13 protein-coding genes are annotated in these 14,788 nt (G+C 61.3%); 2 read left to right on the top strand and 11 right to left on the bottom strand.

What is annotated here, in order from left to right:
• Positions 1-12: 12 nt before the first annotated feature.
• Entirely contained in the window at positions 13-2,184 is a 2,172-nt protein-coding gene (locus K3724_RS08495) for a methyl-accepting chemotaxis protein (protein ID WP_259991797.1), read from the top strand.
• 97 nt (positions 2,185-2,281) lie between these two features.
• On the opposite strand, the gene K3724_RS08490 is transcribed toward K3724_RS08495, so the two are convergent.
• Both K3724_RS08490 and K3724_RS08485 read right to left on the bottom strand, forming a co-directional pair.
• Entirely contained in the window at positions 2,282-4,111 is a 1,830-nt protein-coding gene (locus tag K3724_RS08490; RefSeq protein ID WP_259991795.1) for an ABC transporter ATP-binding protein/permease, read from the bottom strand.
• 97 nt (positions 4,112-4,208) lie between these two features.
• On the bottom strand, positions 4,209-5,918 hold the full coding sequence (locus tag K3724_RS08485; RefSeq protein ID WP_259991794.1) for a LysM peptidoglycan-binding domain-containing protein: 1,710 nt from the start codon (positions 5,916-5,918) through the stop codon (positions 4,209-4,211).
• A gap of 124 nt (positions 5,919-6,042) precedes the next feature.
• Between K3724_RS08485 and K3724_RS08480 the strand changes: the two genes are divergently transcribed.
• Positions 6,043-6,594 (top strand): TIGR00730 family Rossman fold protein, encoded by a 552-nt coding sequence (locus tag K3724_RS08480; protein ID WP_259991792.1) that lies wholly within the window; start codon positions 6,043-6,045, stop codon positions 6,592-6,594.
• On the opposite strand, the gene rarD is transcribed toward K3724_RS08480, so the two are convergent.
• The 9 genes from rarD to K3724_RS08435 form a co-directional block, all read right to left on the bottom strand.
• Positions 6,531-7,442, bottom strand: coding sequence for an EamA family transporter RarD (gene rarD / locus K3724_RS08475; protein WP_259991790.1), 912 nt, complete (start codon positions 7,440-7,442; stop codon positions 6,531-6,533). The genes K3724_RS08480 and rarD overlap by 64 nt on opposite strands.
• Positions 7,443-7,552: 110 nt before the next feature.
• On the bottom strand, positions 7,553-8,152 hold the full coding sequence (locus K3724_RS08470; RefSeq protein WP_129371089.1) for a superoxide dismutase: 600 nt from the start codon (positions 8,150-8,152) through the stop codon (positions 7,553-7,555).
• Between the two features lie 148 nt (positions 8,153-8,300).
• Positions 8,301-8,429: a hypothetical protein gene (locus tag K3724_RS08465; protein WP_259991788.1), complete on the bottom strand. Its 129-nt coding sequence runs from the start codon at positions 8,427-8,429 to the stop codon at positions 8,301-8,303.
• A gap of 115 nt (positions 8,430-8,544) precedes the next feature.
• On the bottom strand, positions 8,545-8,724 hold the full coding sequence (locus tag K3724_RS08460; RefSeq protein WP_259991786.1) for a hypothetical protein: 180 nt from the start codon (positions 8,722-8,724) through the stop codon (positions 8,545-8,547).
• 116 nt (positions 8,725-8,840) lie between these two features.
• Entirely contained in the window at positions 8,841-9,224 is a 384-nt protein-coding gene (locus tag K3724_RS08455) for a hypothetical protein (RefSeq protein WP_259991784.1), read from the bottom strand.
• 249 nt (positions 9,225-9,473) lie between these two features.
• Positions 9,474-10,040, bottom strand: a complete 567-nt coding sequence (locus K3724_RS08450; RefSeq protein WP_259991782.1) for a sarcosine oxidase subunit gamma — start codon at positions 10,038-10,040, stop codon at positions 9,474-9,476.
• A complete protein-coding gene (locus K3724_RS08445) occupies positions 10,033-13,065 on the bottom strand; it encodes a sarcosine oxidase subunit alpha family protein (RefSeq protein WP_259991780.1) in 3,033 nt (1,010 codons plus the stop codon). The genes K3724_RS08450 and K3724_RS08445 overlap by 8 nt, the downstream gene beginning before the upstream one ends.
• Positions 13,066-13,114: 49 nt before the next feature.
• Positions 13,115-13,456, bottom strand: a complete 342-nt coding sequence (locus K3724_RS08440) for a sarcosine oxidase subunit delta (protein WP_259991778.1) — start codon at positions 13,454-13,456, stop codon at positions 13,115-13,117.
• Between the two features lie 85 nt (positions 13,457-13,541).
• Positions 13,542-14,786, bottom strand: a complete 1,245-nt coding sequence (locus K3724_RS08435; protein ID WP_129371094.1) for a sarcosine oxidase subunit beta family protein — start codon at positions 14,784-14,786, stop codon at positions 13,542-13,544.
• Positions 14,787-14,788: the final 2 nt, after the last annotated feature.

Genomic DNA, 14,788 nt, shown 5'->3' with positions numbered 1-14,788 from the left:
TGAGGAAATGAAATGTCATTACGATCGCAAATCCTGGCACTTATCGCTATCCCATTCATCGCGCTCGCCGGTATCGGAAGCTTTAAGGCTCTGTCGGATTGGGACCGCTACCAAAGTGCGCAATCCTCGCGGGCACAGACCAGCGAATCCGTTGCATTGATGAAAGTCATCCACTTCCTGCAGGTTGAGCGCGGCCTGTCCGCAGTTTATCTGTCCTCGGGCAACCAATCGGGTGCAGCTGACCTGAACAGCACCAGAGCCGAGGTGGACGGGGCGGCGCAAAATGTGCCGCAGACAGCAGCCTCCACGCTGAAGAACCTGGAGCAGCTTGCCGCGCTGCGTGACTCCGTCACCGCTCAGACATTGACACCAGGTCAGATGGGTGCCCGCTATTCCGCAATGATTGCCAGCCTTTTACGGGATACCAGCGCACAGCTGCTGCAAATGAAGAACGCAGAAGTGGTGCAATACAGCGCCGGCCTGGTCAGCCTGGCCTACGCCAAGGAAGCTGCAGGCCAGCAGCGGGCTGCGGGGGCATCCGGCTTTGGCGAGGGCAGTTTCAATTCGAACATCTACCGCTGGTTCACCGGAACCGCAGCTGTGGAGAAACAGCTTCTCGACATCGCAGGCCTTGCCTTTGACGGGTTGATGCCGGAGCTGGGTATCCGTGGGGGCCTGGAGGCAACCGGGCTGCCCGGCATCCGCGCCGAAGTTCTGGATGCAGGCCCGGGCAACCCGGCACCGGGGTATACGTCGCAAAACTGGTTTGACCGGGCAACCCGCTGGGTCAGCTCTCTCAGGGATGTGGAAAACACTGTCACCGGTGCAATGATTGCCCTCACAGTTGAGGAAGCAAGCAATGCCCGCCAGGCACTGATCCTCACCCTGGCTGCGGTCGCCGTGTCGCTGGTTCTCAGCGGCACCATCGGTCTGCGCCTGATCATGGCATTCACCAGGCAGTTCGGCGCCCTTCAGGCAGACCTTGACAGACTCTCCCGCAGGGAATTCGATTTTGAGCCGGCGTATCTGCAGTCCAACACCGAAGCCGGTAAGCTCAGCCGTGCAATGGAACAAACCCGTGCTGCGCTGGCAGAAGCTGAAGACAAGCTCGCCTCCATCGAGGCCAGCCGCATCGCCGACCGCGGAGCCGTCGTCGGCAAGCTTGAAGAAAACCTCGCCCGCCTCTCCAACCGCGATCTCGAATGCACCATCGTCGAGGTGTTTCCGGAAGAATATGATCAGCTGCGCCAAAGCTTCAACACAACAGTCGCTACGCTGAAGGAAACCATCACACAGGTGATCTCGGCCACCAGCAGCATCCACAACGGCGCAACCGAAATCAGCACCGCCTCGGACGACTTGTCGAACCGCACAGAAAGCCAGGCCGCCACGCTGGAAGAAACCGCCGCCGCGCTGGAACAGCTGACGTCTTCGGTAAAATCCTCAGCCGAGGGTGCCCGCGACGTCGAGCACACCATGCAGGAAGCCCGCGAGGAAGCCGAAGGCAGCAGCGAAGTGGTGCGAAACGCGGTTACCGCAATGAACGAGATCGAGCAGTCTTCGGCCAAAATCTCACAGATCATCTCGGTCATCGACGATATCGCTTTCCAGACCAATCTTCTGGCCCTGAATGCAGGTGTCGAGGCTGCCCGAGCCGGGGAAGCCGGCAAGGGTTTTGCCGTTGTCGCCTCCGAAGTCCGGGCTTTGGCGCAGCGCTCTGCTGATGCGGCAACCGAGATCAAGACACTGATCGGCGACAGCTCCAAACATGTGAAACAAGGGGTCGATCTGGTTGGGGAAACCGGCGAGGCGCTGACCAGCATTGTGGGCCGCGTCAACACCGTCTCGGAACTGGTGTCCAACATTGCCGAAGGCGCTGCCGAGCAGTCGACCGGCCTGAGCGAGATCAACACCGGCGTCAGCCAGCTGGATCAAGTCACCCAGCAAAATGCCGCCATGGTCGAAGAAGCCACCGCTGCCGGCCACATGCTGCACACCGATGCGGGTAAGCTGGCAGAGGTTGTGGCTCAATTCAAAATTGCCGGGCTGGCCGCCCCGGCCGCGCGCAGCCCATCAGCAGACACAGCGCCGGCAGGTCCCAGCGCACATGGTGAAGATATCGAATTCGATTCAGCAATTCCGATGCCAGCCAAAGCAGCAAACGCAGGCTGGGACGATTTCTAAGTCCGGTTTAATACTGCACAAAACAGGAAAGGCCGGTTGCTTAACCGGCCTTTTTCCGTGAGCGATTTGCGCTCGCTGCCCTTTCCGCAGCTTACCGTCAGGCCGTGTCCTTTTCCGCCTGCTGGCGCTGCCACAGCCGGGCATAGCGGCCATCCTGCGCCAGCAGTTCGTCGTGCGTGCCGGTCTCGGAAATTTCTCCCTGTTCCAGCACCACAATCCGGTCCGCCTCAGCAATGGTTGACAGGCGGTGTGCGATGGTGATCACGGTGCGTCCCTGCCCGGCCCGCGCCAGCGCTTCCTTGATGTCCTGCTCGGTGTCGGTGTCCAGTGCCGAGGTTGCCTCGTCCAGCAGCAGCACCGGCGGGTTCTTCAGCAATGTGCGGGCAATGCCAACCCGCTGCTTCTCGCCGCCCGACAGTTTCAGTCCGCGCTCACCGACCTGGGTGCCGTAGCCCTCTGGCAGGGCTGCGATGAAGTCATGGATTTGCGCGTCGCGCGCCGCTTGCTCCACGTCGGCCTGAGTGGCCCCGTCGCGGCCATAGGCGATGTTGTAACGGATCGTGTCGTTGAACAGCACGGTGTCCTGCGGCACCACACCAATCGCGTGGTGCAGGCTTTTCTGGGTAACGTCGCGCACGTCCTGCCCGTCGATCTTCAGCGCGCCGCCGGTGACGTCGTAAAAGCGGAACAGCAGCCGTCCGATGGTCGATTTCCCTGATCCGGTAGAGCCGACGATGGCCACGGTCTGACCGGGTTCCGCCTCCAGCGAGACACCTTTCAGGATCTCGCGTCCGGCATCATAGGAAAACCGCACATCCTCCAGCGTGATCCGGCCGCCATTGACCTGCAGCTCGCCAGCCCCCGGCCGGTCGCTTACATCGGCGGGCTGCTCCAGAAGATCGAACATCTCGCCCATGTCCACCAGGCTTTGGCGGATTTCGCGGTAAACTGTGCCCAGGAAGTTCAGCGGCACGGTGATCTGGATCATATAGGCGTTGACCATGACAAAATCGCCGACCGTCAGCGCGCCGCGTTCCACGCCGATCGCGGCCATCACCATGACCCCGATAAGGCCCGCAGTAATAATCATACTCTGGCCGAAATTCAGCGCTGCCAGCGAATAGGCTGTTTTCAGCGCCGCCTGCGCATAGCCCCGCATCGCCCCGTCATAACGCGCCGCCTCGCGTTCCTCGGCAACGAAATATTTGACCGTCTCGTAGTTCAGCAGGCTGTCGATTGCCTTTTGATTGGCGTCGGTGTCCTGCTTGTTCATCTCGCGGCGCAGCTTCACCCGCCATTCGGTCACCGCAAAAGTGAACCAGACATAAAGCGTGATGGTCCCGGCCACGGCTGCCAGATACCAGGCGTCGAACAGCACCGTCAGGATCACCGCCACCAGCGTCAGCTCCAGGATCAGCGGTCCGATGGAAAACAGCATGAACCGCAGCAGGAATTCGACGCCCTTCACCCCGCGCTCGATGATCCGGCTGAGGCCCCCGGTCTTGCGGGTGATGTGATAGCGCATCGACAACCGGTGGATATGGGTAAAGGTTTCCAACGCCAAACGCCGCAGGGCACGCTGCCCGACCGGGGCAAAGATTGCATCGCGCAGTTGCTGAAAGCCAGTGGTCAGGACCCGCGACATGCCATAGGCCACTGTCAGCCCGACGGCGCCCAAAGCCAGCGGCGGCACGCCCTCCCCGGCGAGGCTGTCGACCGCGTCCTTGTACAGCATCGGCGTATAGACCGCGATCAGCTTGGCCAGGACCAGCACCGCCAGTGCCAGCACCACCCGGACCTTCACGGCGCGGTTATCCTTGGGCCACAGGTACGGCCCCACCCTGCGTAAGGTGCGCAGGCCGGAGCGGCGTTCGTCTTCGGCGGTTTCGGCTTGCAGCGGCGCGGCGGCCTGGTCTGTCTGGGTCATGGCGGTTCCTGGCTTGACCCCTTCAGATATTCACCTGTTCACGGATTTGCGAGGGGCGGACAGGAAAAACGCGCCGCAGGGGCGCGGTTCTTTGGTGTTACTCCGGAACAGTAAACACTTGCCCCGGATAAATCAGGTCGGGATTGCGGATCGCACCGCGGTTGGCCTCAAAAACCCGGACATACAGAAAACCGCTGCCGTATTTCTGCTGCGAAATCGCCCAAAGCGTATCGCCCTTCTGCACTGTTACTGCCTGAACCAAAGGCACCGGCTGATCCGGCGTTGCGTCGCCGCCCGGTTGCGGCAGCGTTTCGGGCGCTTCGCGTTTGAACGGGGTTTCCAGACGGCTGACCACAGCCCCACTTGCCGGTTCGACCTCGTCCAGGCGCAGCGTGTAAATGCCTGGCGCCACATCCTCCAGCCGGCCGCTCCAGCGCCCGTCTGCCGCGGCGCCCAGCTCGGCCACCGGCCGGTTGTCGACATAGACCCGCACCTGTGATTGCGGCTGCGCCCGTCCCGACAGCTCAACCCCGCCGCTGCCGTTGTAGCTGATTGAATCCAATGCCACTTCGTCAATCAACGCCGGATCGGCAGGAATTGCCGGCTGCACCACCTCGATGCCATCCGCATCCGCCCTCAGAACGGCCACGGTCTGGCCCTGCGGTTGCGGCGCCTCGGGTTCGCCGGCTGGCACAACCCTTGCTGAAGTAGCCGATGCCTCAGCTCCGGACGTATCTGCTGACTGCCCCGTGCCCGCCACAGTGTTGCCTGCACCCGGCGTTCCTGCAACCCAGGCTTCGGCAGCAGGCTGCTGCGCGTCACCCTCCGCTGCAGGGTCCAGGGCCGCAACTTGTTCCTGAGTTTGCGCGGTGACGTCAGGTTCCGCAACCTCTGCCTGTGCAGCTCCGGTTTCTGCAGGCTGCGCCGTCTGGGCGGCTGCATCCGCCATTGCAACGGGCGCAACCGGACCCGCAGGCGCCAGGATAAACGACGCCCCCGAGGCGTTTGTCTGCCCGTCATGTTCGGCCAGAAGCGACACCACCCTTGCATCACCACTCGGCTCAATCGTGGTTAATGAGACGAATTCACCACCCGCCGGCACTTCCAGCTGCTCCAGCACTTCGCCGTCCAGCAAGACCGAAACGCGCACCCCCGCCTGCGCGCGCCCTGCAATCACTGCTGCACCCTCAGTATCGACTCGCACCAGATCCAGTTCGGGAGCCTCCAGAACAAAAACACCGTCCTCGGCATCTGGCGCCTGCGGTGCCGCTTGACCGGCGTCCGGCGCATCAGCTGCAGGTCCGGCCAAGGCGATCTGTTCCGGCTGCGCCTTTGCCCCGGTAGTTTGATCTGGGGGAATTTCAGTTTCAGACTCAGCAGTTACCAGCTGCTCTTCAACTTGCGCCGGGCTGTCAGCAGCCGCTGTTTCAGCAGATCCTGCTACAGCGGCGGCCTCCGGCATTGGTTCCGGGTCCGCAGCCGTCGCGGCTGCTGACGGGGTGCCAGGTTCAGCCTCATCACCGGAGGCGTCAGGAGCCGTAACTGCAGTTTCAGTTTCCGCATCGTCAGCTTCGGTCCATGGCCGGTTCTGCAGCGGCTGGCCGGACTCATCTCCATCCCCCGTGAATGCGGCGCCGCCATTTGCAGCCTGGCCGCCCGCCTGCCCGTCCGCCGTCCCGCTGCCTGGCTGGCCGCTGCCGAACACCCCAAGCTGGAACAGCACCACGCCGCCCAGCACCACGGCCACGCCGGCAATACCGCCAATTGTGAGGGCCCCCAGGCCCCCGCTTCCAGATGCTTCCGCCATTTCGATCCCTTCGGCATTTGCGGAATGTTACCTTCCGCTTAGTTGAGCAAACCTACCAATCCCGCTATCACGGGTCAAAACACCAATTGCGTTTCACTTTGAAATTCCACGGAAAGGCTGGCCGATGAGCATCAAATCCGTCTGTGTCTATTGCGGCTCCCGTGCCGGAGCGCTGCCCGACTATGCCCAAGCCGCACAGGATCTTGGCACTGCACTCGCTGCAAACAGGATGCGGCTGGTTTATGGCGCCGGCGATGTCGGACTGATGGGAGAGATCGCCCGCGCCGCCCAGGCCGCGGGCGGCGAAACCTTTGGCGTGATCCCCGGCCACCTGGAAAAACGCGAAGTCGGCAAATCCGATCTCAGCACCTATGTCGTCACCGAGACCATGCATGAACGCAAAAAGGTCATGCTGTGGAACGCCGATGCGGTGGTGGTGTTGCCCGGCGGCGCCGGCTCGCTGGATGAGCTGTTCGAGGCGCTCACCTGGCGCCAGCTGGGCCTGCACGGTAAGCCCATCGTGATTCTGAACACCGCTGGTTACTGGGACAAGCTGCGCGACCTGCTGGACCATATCGTCAGCCAGGGCTTTGCCGGTCAGGACACCGCGGATTATCTGATCTGGGCTGACACCCCGGTCGCGGCCATTGCCGCCCTGCGCGACGCACGTTCCTGACGCAGGGCCGAGAACGAGAACACCGCAACTGCGCTCCAGATCAGCGCAAAGGCGGCGCTGTGCCAGGGGGTGAATGGCTCGGCAAAGATCAGCACTGCTACCAGGAACTGCAGCGTCGGGTTCAGGTACTGCAACACACCCACCGTCCCCAGCCGCACCCGTTTGGCGGCATAGCTGAACAGGATCAGCGGCAGCCCGGTCAGGATGCCGGAAAACGCCAGCATCACAGCGGTCAAAGTGCCGTCCAGAAAACCCGCACCGCCGGTGAACCAGATCACTGCCAGCGCCACTGGCAGGATCAGCAGCACTTCGGCGGTGACAGACACCACCGGACCTAATGGAATCTGTTTCTTCGCAACGCCATAAAGGGCAAAGCTAACCGCCAGCACCAGCGGGATCAGGGGCGCTGCGCCCAGCCCGAAAGACAGCACCGCAACCGCCAGTGCCGCCAGCCCGACTGCCGCGACCTGCGCCCGGGTCAGCTGCTCACCGAAGACCAGCCGCCCCAGCAGTACGCTCAGCAACGGAAAGATATAATACCCCAGGCTCGCCTCGGTGGCATAACCGGTCTGCACTGAAGAGATGAACACAAACCAGTTGAGCGAGATCATCGCTGTTGCGAGAACCAGAAACAATGTGCTCCGCCTGCTGGTGAAAGCTGCCGTTAAGGTGCCGATCCGGCCCTGAAACAGCAGCACGCCGGCAAAAAACAGAAACGACCACAATGCCCGGTGCGACAGCACCTGTTCCGGCGGCACATGCGACAAAGCATTGTAGTAGATCCCCGACAGCCCCCAGACCACGCAGGCCGAGACCATTGCCAGTATGCCCTTGGCTGCCTCTGTCATCACCGTTCCCCCGTTCCGGCGGGCCGTGCGCAATACGCGCCAGCCGCCGGTCCAAACAAGAAACGCCCGGTCGGATGACCGGGCGCTCCAGAATTCATGCCGCTCAGGACTTACATCCGCGAGGCGACGTTTTCCCAGTTCACCAGATTGTCCAGGAAGTTGGTCAGGTAAGCCGGACGCTTGTTGCGGAAATCGATGTAATAGGAGTGTTCCCACACATCGCAGCCCAGCAGTGCGGTCTGGTTGAAGCACAGCGGGTTGACGCCGTTTTCAGTTTTGGTCACTGCCAGCGACCCGTCGGCGTTCTTAACCAGCCAGGCCCAGCCGGAACCGAACTGGCCGGCGCCTGCTGCGGAGAACTGCGACTTGAACTCGTCAACCGAGCCGAACGACTCGACCAGCGCCTTTTCCAGCTCACCCGGCATTGCGCTGGCGCCCGGGCCCATCATTTCCCAGAACTGGTTGTGGTTCCACAGCTGCGAGATGTTGTTGAAGATACCGTTCTGGGCAACGGAACCGGCGTCATAGGTGCCTTTGATGATCTCTTCCAGCGACTTGCCGTCCCACTCGGTGCCGGCGATCAGCTTGTTGCCGTTATCGACATAGGCCTTGTGGTGCAGGTCGTGGTGGTATTCCAGGGTCTCGGCCGACATGCCTTTGGCAGCCAGGGCGTCGTGTGCATAAGGAAGATCGGGAAGTTCAAAAGCCATTTGGGCCCCCTGTGAAAAAAGTTTGCGTTCCTGCGCAGATACATGCTGTGCGCGCGCTATCAGGTCAAGAGCCAAGGCCCCATTTCCGCGCAAGGTCTATGTGCAAAAAAGGCGATGCCAGCCTGGTCCGGCTGGCGCGATGCCGGCCTCAGCCATTTTTGACGATGCATTTACCTTTGCCACGCGGCTGATTGGCGACACCCGTGATGACGCCGCGGATCGACAGAGTGTTCTGCTTGGTATTCAAAACAGCTGAATACAATCCATCAAGCGTCATTCGGGCATTGCTGACCGGAATGTTATTCACCCGCCAGTCCAAGTTGTAGGAAATTTCGTTTCGTGGCGAGACTTTAGCCGGAATAGGCTCTCCGACCAGTTTGTGTATATACCCGTCATAGATCTGCGCAGATCTGGTTTTCTCCGTCCCACATGACAAGCACCCGCGGGGCAATCCAGCCATTGTTGGTGAACACCTTCATCGCGCAATCATATGTGATGGTGTCTTTTCCTCCCGCCGCTGCGGCGGACGCGGCTGACAGCAGAATGGATGCAGCCAATAGATATCGTTTCATTAGATGGTTCCATTTTTTTGCTGTGCAGTGATGCAGGGATAGCGGCTCCGATGCAACGGCAATCTGCAGTTGCGCTGCAGCCCATAGCCTGCCCCGCCGGGCCTTAGATTACCCGCCTAGTTCCAACCGATGTGGTTCTGGGCCAGCAGCGACAAAGACGGCTCCCGGCGGCACGTTCCGGAACCGCGCGGCGGCTGCTCTGTGCTGCCGGGGCGGATTGATTGAATGCTCATCTTCAGGTTTGCGGTGTTCAGAACAGCCCTGAAGCGCGGCTTTGCCTGCCCGTTGTCCGTCAGCACAGCAAGCCCGGGCAATGACCAGCTGATCGCATAAGATGTCTCGCTGCGCTGCGAAACCTTAGCGGCAACTGACACACCAAACGCCGCATCAGTGACCTTTGCAGTGGTGAAATCATCGGAAAAATGCACGGTAATCCGGCCGGGAACCCAAGTAACGCCGGAAATCGGTTTCAGATCGCAACGAAAGCTTGTTTCGGCCACTGCCCCGCCCCCGGACAGTGAAATAGCCAGTGCTAAAATTCCGCATGCCGGCAGACCCATCAGCCGCTCCCTGAAACATCGTCACAAAACCTACCCCGACTTGAAAGAAAGGGTATCAAATCAAACAGTTGCAATCGTAAAAATGTAAACTTCCGGGGAAGTGAAAAACAAAAAAAGATGCCCTGGAAGGTCTCCAGGGCACCGTAAATGACGCGTGATGGCGTCACAAGCAAAAAGCGAGTGAAAACTTTAGTAAACACCCACTTTACTTTGCGGATGCGCCGCCGTGCTGAGCAATTTGAACACATATTCGCCGACAGAGCGGAAGCAGACGATGTAAAAACTGCCGTCTTCGTTCAACCAGTAGGCGCCAGCCACCTGTGCCAGGCGCGAACGGCGGAACTGGCCTGCCTTGAATGCCGCTGCGTCAAAGTCCACCGGGCTCACTTTGCCCAGCACCTCGCGCGCACCTTCACCCGACAGGCGGAAGAAGGCACGGGCGTCAGAGACATTCGCCGCCAGCGCGTGTTCGCCTTTCAGCGCCCCTGCCAATTCAGCAGTTTTGGAAACCGCATCCTCATAGGGCACCAGCAGCAGCAGCTCGTCCGGCGACATCCATGCAGCGGCACCGTTTTCGGCAACCGTGATGGAACCCCGGGCCGGAACTTCGGCGCCGGTGGCGGCCTTGACAGCCGCCTTCAGAACCGATGACTCCAGATCGCCGCGCAGGGTGATCATACCCTGCAGGCCTGCATCCTCGACCTTGGCCAGGCCGGAGAACTGCGCGCCGTTCAGTACGGAAACAGCCTTAGACATTCTGCTTTTCCCCTTCCTTGTCGTAGAAGACCGGATCAACGATCTTGGCCTTATAGGTCTTGCCGTCAGTGCCCGGGAATTCAACCACTTCGCCCATCCGCTTGGTGCCGTGTTTGATCAGGCCCATGGCGATACCGCGGCCCAGGGTCGCGGAATGATAGGTTGAGGTCACCCGGCCGATCATGTTGCGCTGGCCGTTGGCGTTGACGCCTTCACCCAATGCATAAGCGCCGTCGGGCAGCACCGAACCGTCCACCGTTTCCAGGCCAACCAGCTGCCAGCGATCGGGATCCGCCATGTGGGACCGCAGCTGCGCGCGCTTGCCCAGATAGTCTTCCTTCTTCTTCGACAGCGCCCAATGCAGACCCAGATCCTGCGGGATCACGGTGCCATCGGTCTCGTCGCCGATCATGATAAAGCCTTTTTCGGCGCGCAGAATGTGCAGGGTCTCGGTGCCGTAAGGCATGACGCCGAATTCCTTGCCTGCTTCCATCAGCGCATCCCAGAACGCCTGGCCTTCCGAGGCCGCAACCGCGATCTCGTAGGACAGCTCGCCCGAGAAGGAGATCCGGTAAGCACGGGCATCGAAGCCGCCGATCTGACCGTCGCGCCATTCCATGAACGGCAGCGCCTCTTTCGACAGATCCATGCCGCCACCGGCCTGCGCGTTCAGCTTTTCCAGCACCTTGCGGGCGTTGGGGCCGACCACGGCAACCTGCGCATACTGCTCGGTCACATTGGCAACATAGACTTTCCAGTCCCACCATTCGGTCTGCAGCCATTCTTCCATGTGGCCATGGATGCTTTCGGCACCGCCAGTGGTGGTGTGGCACAGGAAGGTGTCCTCGTCGATGCGGGCAACAACGCCGTCGTCGATCAGGAAACCATTCTCCGAGCACATCAGGCCATAGCGGCATTTTCCGACCTTCAGCGTGGACATCATGTTGGTATAGAGCATGTCCAGGAACTTGCCCGCATCCGGCCCTTTGACAATCAGCTTGCCCAGGGTCGAGGCATCCAGCAGGCCGAGGTTCTCGCGGGTGTTCTTCACCTCGCGGTTCACCGCGGCATGACGGTCTTCACCCGGCTTGGTGATGGCAAACGGACGGCGCCACTGGCCAACCGGTTCCCAATCCGCACCGTTCTTGTCCATCCAGTCATAGATCGGTGTCTTGCGCACCGGCTGGAAGATCTCGGCCCGTGCTTCACCTGCAATCGCACCGATCGAGATCGGGTGGTACGGCGGACGAAAGGTGGTGGTGCCCACCGACGGGATTTCCGAGTTCAGCGCGTCCGCAAGGATCGCCAGACCGTTGATGTTGGACAATTTGCCCTGGTCGGTCGCCATGCCCAGCGTGGTGTAACGCTTGGTGTGCTCGACGCTTTCATAGCCTTCGCGCGCAGCCAGCTGCACGTCGGAGACCTTGACGTCGTTCTGATAGTCCAGCCAGGACTTCATGCGCAGCTTGATGTCCGCCTTGGCCGGCATCAGCCAGACCGCTTCCATCTGCGCCTCATTCTCAGAGACACCCTTGGCAGCCGCCACGGATTTCGCCGGGAAGCCAGCAGCCTCAGCCGCTTTGGCGCCGGCCGCAGCCGCGTCTTCCAGCAGCGCGCCCAGGCCGAATTCGCCGTTTGCGGCACCAGCCGGAACCACAAAGCCGTTGCCGTCATGGCCCAGCGGCGGACGCGAGGCATCGGGGCGGAAGTTGGCGTTTTTGTCATCCCAATTCAGCTTGCCGCCGCAGTGGGACCACAGGTGGACCACCGGTGACCAGCCGCCGGACATGGCAACCGCGTCTGCTTCGACGTCTTCGCGGGCGCCGCCTTCACCGTTCTGAGCGCAGATGGAGACCTGGGTCACGCATTTGCCGTCCTTCACCTTGGCAATGGCACGGCCCAGCTCAACCCGGATGCCCTTCTCGCGGACAGCTTCCATCAGTTCGCCGCCGCCGGTTTCGCGAGTGTCAACTACACGGACCACTTCGACCCCGGCCTCATGCAGCACCAATGCGGTGCGATAGGCGTCGTCGTTGTTTGTGGCAACCACAACCTTCTGGCCCGGGTTCACGCCCCAGTTCACCACATAGTCGCGCATCGAACCGGCCAGCATCACACCCGGCACATCGTTGCCCGCAAAGGACAGCGGCCGTTCAATGGCACCGGTTGCGGTGACGATCTGGCTGGCACGGACCCGCCACAGACGGTGGCGCGGGCCGCCCTGACCCGGCGCGTGGTCGGTCAGACGCTCATACCCCAGCGCATAGCCGTGGTCATAGACACCCGACCCCATGCAACGGTCGCGCAGGGTGACGTTCTCCATCGCACCCAGCTCGGCCAGGGTCTTGGCGATCCAGGCGTCAGGGGCTTCACCGTCAATGGTGCCGCCGTCGACCGGTGCCCGGCCGCCCCAATGGTTGTTCTGCTCCATCACCAGCACCTTGGCGCCAGTGGCCGCAGCCGCCTTGGCCGCCTGCAGGCCGGCAACGCCGCCGCCGATCACCAGCACATCCGCAAAGAAGTAAAAGTGCTCGTAGGTGTCGGCATCCTTCAGCTCGGCGTCAGGCGCATTGCCCAGACCGGCGGATTTGCGGATGATCGGCTCATACACATGCTTCCACAGCGGACGCGGGTGGATGAACATCTTGTAGTAGAAGCCAGCCGTCAGAAACCGCGACAGCTTGTTGTTGATCGACAGAACGTCGAACTCCAGGCTGGGCCAGTGGTTCTGCGAATTCGCCGACAGCCCCGAGAACAGCTCGGTGGTGGTGGCGCGCTGGTTCGGCTCGTAACGGTCGCCCACACCCAGCTGCATCAGCGCATTGGGCTCTTCCGAACCGGATGCGACAACGCCGCGCGGGCGGTGGTATTTGAACGAGCGGCCCATCATCACCTGGCCGTTGGCCAGAAGGGCGGACGCCAGGGTATCGCCGGCAAAACCCTTCATGGATTTGCCGTTGAAGGTGAAGGCGATCTGTTTGGAGCGGTCGATCAGCCGGCCATGCTTGGCAAGACGCGTGCTCATGTGCGCAGACCTTTCAAAAGAAAAGCAGGTGTTTCAGTCAGGCGGCGGATCATTTCTGACCGTCCGAGAATTCGCGCCAGGACCAGCCGGGGCGTTTTGCGGTGATCTTGTCCATGATCTCCTGCGTCGGCACAGCGGTCTGGGCGGTGTAGGTGCCAAAGACCTCCAGCGTCATGGTGCAGCGGGCGGCGTGGAACCACTTGCCGCAGCCATTGGCATGGCGCCAGCGTTCAAAATGAACGCCTTTGGGGTTTTCGCGCATGAACAGGTAGTCATGGAACTCATCATCCGAGGAACCGGGGCCGAAACGCTTCAGATGCGCTTCGCCGCCCGCGGCCAGTTCGGTTTCTTCGGCTTTGACGCCGCAGTAAGGGCATTCAAGGATCAGCATTGTGCGGACCTCTCCAACTGGGGGCCAAGGATTTTCAAAAATCCTTGGCAAAATTCTTCGAAGAATTTTGCGGCGGCGCGCGGCATCAGTGTGCCACACCCGCAGCGACGCTCTCGTCGATGAACTTGCCTTCTTTGAAGCGCATCATCGAGAACTCCTCGGTCAGCGGCGAATGGCCGGTGGCCATCAGCTCTGCCATCGCCCAGCCGGACCCCGGGATCGACTTAAAGCCGCCGGTCCCCCAGCCGCAGTTGACAAAGCAGTTCTGCACAGGCGTTTTCGAGATGATCGGCGAGCGGTCGCCGGTCACATCCACAATGCCGCCCCACTGGCGCAGCATCTTGAGACGCGACACCATCGGGAAGGTCTCAACAAGGGCGCGCACGGTTTCCTCGATATGGTGGAACGATCCGCGCTGGGTATAGTTGTTGAACCCGTCGGTGCCGCCGCCAATGACCATCTCGCCCTTGTCGGACTGGGACATGTAGCCGTGCACGGTGTTGGCCATCACAACCACATCCATGCAGGGTTTGATCGGCTCGGAGACCATCGCCTGCAGGGCCACCGATTCCATCGGCAGACGGAAGCCCGCCCGCTCGGCCAGAACCGAAGCATTACCCGCAACGATCATGCCGATCTTGTCGCAGTCGATCGCGCCCTTGGTGGTGTCGACACCCACGGTGCGGCCGTTCTCGGTGCGCACGCCGGTGACTTCGCATTGCTGGATGATGTCCATGCCCATGTCGGAACAGGCCCGCGCATAGCCCCAGGCCACCGCATCGTGACGGGCGGTGCCGCCGCGTTCCTGCCACAAGCCGCCCAGAACCGGGTAACGGGGACCGTGCAGGTTGATGATCGGCACCAGTTCCTTGACCCGCTCAGGGGTGATCCATTCGGTCGGCACACCCTGCTGCAGGTTGGCATGCGCAGTGCGTTTGTAGCCGCGGATCTCATGCTCGGTCTGGGCCAGCATGATCACGCCGCGCGGACTGAACATCACGTTATAGTTCAGATCCTGCGACATGGTCTCATACAGGCTGCGCGCTTTTTCATAGATCGCAGCGGACGGGTCCTGCAGGTAGTTCGAGCGGATGATGGTGGTGTTCCGGCCGGTGTTACCGCCGCCCAGCCAGCCCTTCTCGATAATTGCGACATTGGTAATGCCGAAATTCTTGCCCAGGTAATAGGCAGTGGCAAGGCCATGCCCGCCCGCCCCGACGATGACAACATCATAATGGCGTTTGGGTTCAGGCGAGCGCCAGGCGCGCTCCCATCCGGTGTGATAGCGCAGGGCTTCCCGCGCGACGGCAAAAGCTGAATAGCGTTTCATGA

The sequence above is a fragment of the Leisingera sp. M658 genome, from assembly GCF_025144145.1.
Classification (GTDB): Bacteria; Pseudomonadota; Alphaproteobacteria; order Rhodobacterales; family Rhodobacteraceae; genus Leisingera.
This window is presented reverse-complemented; position numbering and strand designations above follow the sequence as displayed.

What these genes read in the sequence shown, in the direction of transcription:
- K3724_RS08450 (WP_259991782.1), bottom strand. Translation starts at nt 10,040, where the DNA reads ATGTCTAAGGCTGTTTCCGTACTGAACGGCGCGCAGTTCTCCGGCCTG.
- rarD (WP_259991790.1), bottom strand. Translation starts at nt 7,442, where the DNA reads ATGACAGAGGCAGCCAAGGGCATACTGGCAATGGTCTCGGCCTGCGTG.
- K3724_RS08480 (WP_259991792.1), top strand. Translation starts at nt 6,043, where the DNA reads ATGAGCATCAAATCCGTCTGTGTCTATTGCGGCTCCCGTGCCGGAGCG.
- K3724_RS08495 (WP_259991797.1), top strand. Translation starts at nt 13, where the DNA reads ATGTCATTACGATCGCAAATCCTGGCACTTATCGCTATCCCATTCATC.
- K3724_RS08435 (WP_129371094.1), bottom strand. Translation starts at nt 14,786, where the DNA reads ATGAAACGCTATTCAGCTTTTGCCGTCGCGCGGGAAGCCCTGCGCTAT.
- K3724_RS08465 (WP_259991788.1), bottom strand. Translation starts at nt 8,429, where the DNA reads ATGACGCTTGATGGATTGTATTCAGCTGTTTTGAATACCAAGCAGAAC.
- K3724_RS08470 (WP_129371089.1), bottom strand. Translation starts at nt 8,152, where the DNA reads ATGGCTTTTGAACTTCCCGATCTTCCTTATGCACACGACGCCCTGGCT.
- K3724_RS08490 (WP_259991795.1), bottom strand. Translation starts at nt 4,111, where the DNA reads ATGACCCAGACAGACCAGGCCGCCGCGCCGCTGCAAGCCGAAACCGCC.
- K3724_RS08460 (WP_259991786.1), bottom strand. Translation starts at nt 8,724, where the DNA reads ATGAAACGATATCTATTGGCTGCATCCATTCTGCTGTCAGCCGCGTCC.
- K3724_RS08445 (WP_259991780.1), bottom strand. Translation starts at nt 13,065, where the DNA reads ATGAGCACGCGTCTTGCCAAGCATGGCCGGCTGATCGACCGCTCCAAA.
- K3724_RS08440 (WP_259991778.1), bottom strand. Translation starts at nt 13,456, where the DNA reads ATGCTGATCCTTGAATGCCCTTACTGCGGCGTCAAAGCCGAAGAAACC.
- K3724_RS08485 (WP_259991794.1), bottom strand. Translation starts at nt 5,918, where the DNA reads ATGGCGGAAGCATCTGGAAGCGGGGGCCTGGGGGCCCTCACAATTGGC.